Genomic DNA, 2376 nt, shown 5'->3' with positions numbered 1-2376 from the left:
TACTGCTACCTTGCCAGCAAAACACTCTGGCCCATCGTTGATGATTTCAACACCAACCTAATCTGGCGTCCGGTGGGCAGCTGGGACCTGCGCTCCTCTCCGGATCGCGCCAAAAACAAAATGCCACTGGCGCGTCAGGACATCGCCCGATTCGCTAAGCGTCTGGGCATCCCCCTTACACCTCCGCCGCCAACGACAGATCCAACACTGGCTGGAATTGGGTCTTTATTGGCGGAAGAGAAGGGGCTGCTGCGCCCCTATCTTATTGAAGTCATGCGTAAAGAGTGGGCAGAGGGACAGGACATTGGCGATCCTCAAGTCTTGCTCGCTGTCGGTGAGCAGATCGGACTCGATCGCGATGAATTTTCCGCAGCACTGGATAACACCGCCTATGCCGACCAGCTTGAGCACAACGCTGAAGAAGCCGCAACATTGGGGGTGATTGGCGTGCCAACCTTTGTGATTGGCGAACAAATTTTCTGGGGACAGGACCGCATCGATTTCGTCCTCGATGAGTTGCGAGAACTGCGCGCATCACGTTGTTAACCGACGTGTGAATCCCTTCTAATTTTCTCCCACTTGATTGAGGAGCTATTTATGACTGCAATACGCCTGTACGACAAACCGGAATGCCCGTTTTGCTGGAAAATACGTTTGGCTCTTTTTGAGCAGGGAGTGACGGTTGAGCATATCGACTCACTGGCGCCGGAAACCCGTGAAACATGGCAGTCTCTGACACCCCGAAAAACAGTCCCTGTGCTCGTCAACGGCGATGTTGTCATCTACGAGTCCAACGTTATTCTGGAATACCTGAACGATCTCAGCGGAACCTTACTGCCTGAGGACCCGACTCAACGTGTCACTGCGCGTCTGATCAACAGTTACAGCGACGGCGTAATCGGCGCGGGCTTACGCGAAGTGATCTTCGAAAAGCGCGGCAACGCTGAAGCTGATTGGGATCACAAACGTATCGAGCAAGGGATTGCACAGTTCGAAACGGCCCTGGACTATTTATCTGGCCAACTGGGCGACAAGACGTTTTTTGCGGGCAGTTATTCATTACCAGAGTGTGCGCTGACTGCGCGCTTTGGATTGGCAGAGGCCTATGACGTTGAGATCCCTGAACGCTTCAATAATCTGCGATCATGGTTTGAACGTATGAAAAGCCGCCCAAGTTATCGGGCAACCGCACCCCAACATCTGTTGTCCTGAATCTGCTGCCCTGAGCACTCATCCAACTTACCGCATAAAAAAGGGGCTGTATGTTCAATACAGCCCCTTTTTTAAGGATTCAGAAAACTCGGATCAGACTATTTACCCAGCTTCTTCGCAGAGTTTCCCGCAATACCAAAGTGCTGCTTCGGCATCTCATTGATCATCACGCGGATACTCTGTTCCGGTGCGTCAAGCGAACGAATGACCGCATCAGTCACTTCACGAATCAGCGCTTCTTTCTGCTCATCCGTACGTCCTTCCATCATATTGACCTGAACGATAGGCATAGCTTATCTCCTTTTAAAGGCATCAATTCCGACCGGATATGCCGCCACGAGAGCCTGCGCAGCGACATACCCTAATCAGAAACTGATCAGACGAACTTACCGCTGATGGTGCCCAGATCCTGATAACGGACGCAGAAAGAATCACCTTTGTTGACCTGCACTGCCGCCGTGATCGCACCGATCATAACGAAAGAGCCAGCTGGCAGTTCTTCACCACGCTCACCCAGCATATTCGCCAGCATCGCAACAGACGCAGCAGGATGCCCCAGTACTGCAGCACCGGCACCCACTTCAACCACTTCACCGTTAATCTCCATCACTACACCCAGGTTCTTCAGGTCCAGATCAGAAACATCAGCCATACGGCCACCGGTAATAAAGCGGGAAGAGGAGGAGTTATCCGCAATCACACTTTTCAGGTCAAACTTGAAGTCTTTGTAACGAGAATCGATCACTTCGATCGCAGGCATCACAAAATCAGTCGCGCGCAGTACGTCACCGATATGGATACCCGGACCTTTCAGCGGTGCTTTAGTGACAACTGCCAGCTCCGCTTCAATCTTCGGATGAATCAGTTCGTCATGCTTCACTTCACCGCCTTCAGGTACGGAGAAGTAATCGGCCAGGAAACCATAGCAAGGATGTTCAACACCCATCTGGGACATCTTTGCCCAGGATGTCAGGCCCATCTTCATGCCGACGATTTTGTTGCCGCGCTCTTCCTTACGGCGACGGATCTCCCACTGAATGTCGAACGCATCTTCGTAGGTCATATCGGGGAAGTCATCGGTGATCTTAGTGACTTCGTACGCTTCCAGCTCGGCATTCTCCAGATGGATCGCCAGCTCTTCAATTTGTGATTTTGTCAGATTGC

The 2376-nt window shown here is 51.9% G+C and carries 4 protein-coding genes; 2 read left to right on the top strand and 2 right to left on the bottom strand.

Annotated elements, in window-relative coordinates; all coding sequences use genetic code 11:
• Together ABYW01_RS19575 and ABYW01_RS19570 are read left to right on the top strand one after the other, a co-directional pair.
• Nucleotides 1-546, top strand: a 546-nt coding sequence (locus tag ABYW01_RS19575; protein ID WP_372836051.1) for a 2-hydroxychromene-2-carboxylate isomerase, incomplete at its 5' end; no start/stop codon positions are given.
• 51 nt (nt 547-597) lie between these two features.
• Nucleotides 598-1212 (top strand): glutathione S-transferase family protein, encoded by a 615-nt coding sequence (locus tag ABYW01_RS19570; protein ID WP_372836050.1) that lies wholly within the window; start codon nt 598-600, stop codon nt 1210-1212.
• Nucleotides 1213-1310: 98 nt separating this feature from the next.
• Here the strand turns inward: ABYW01_RS19570 and ABYW01_RS19565 are convergent, their stop codons facing one another.
• Nucleotides 1311-1502 (bottom strand): 4-oxalocrotonate tautomerase, encoded by a 192-nt coding sequence (locus ABYW01_RS19565; protein WP_193952150.1) that lies wholly within the window; start codon nt 1500-1502, stop codon nt 1311-1313.
• Nucleotides 1503-1588: 86 nt separating this feature from the next.
• On the bottom strand, nt 1589-2371 hold the full coding sequence (gene dmpH / locus ABYW01_RS19560; protein WP_372836052.1) for a 2-oxo-3-hexenedioate decarboxylase: 783 nt from the start codon (nt 2369-2371) through the stop codon (nt 1589-1591).
• Nucleotides 2372-2376: the final 5 nt, after the last annotated feature.

Source organism: Pontibacterium sp., assembly GCF_041587635.1.
Lineage (GTDB): Bacteria > Pseudomonadota > Gammaproteobacteria > Pseudomonadales > Balneatricaceae > Pontibacterium.
This window is presented reverse-complemented; position numbering and strand designations above follow the sequence as displayed.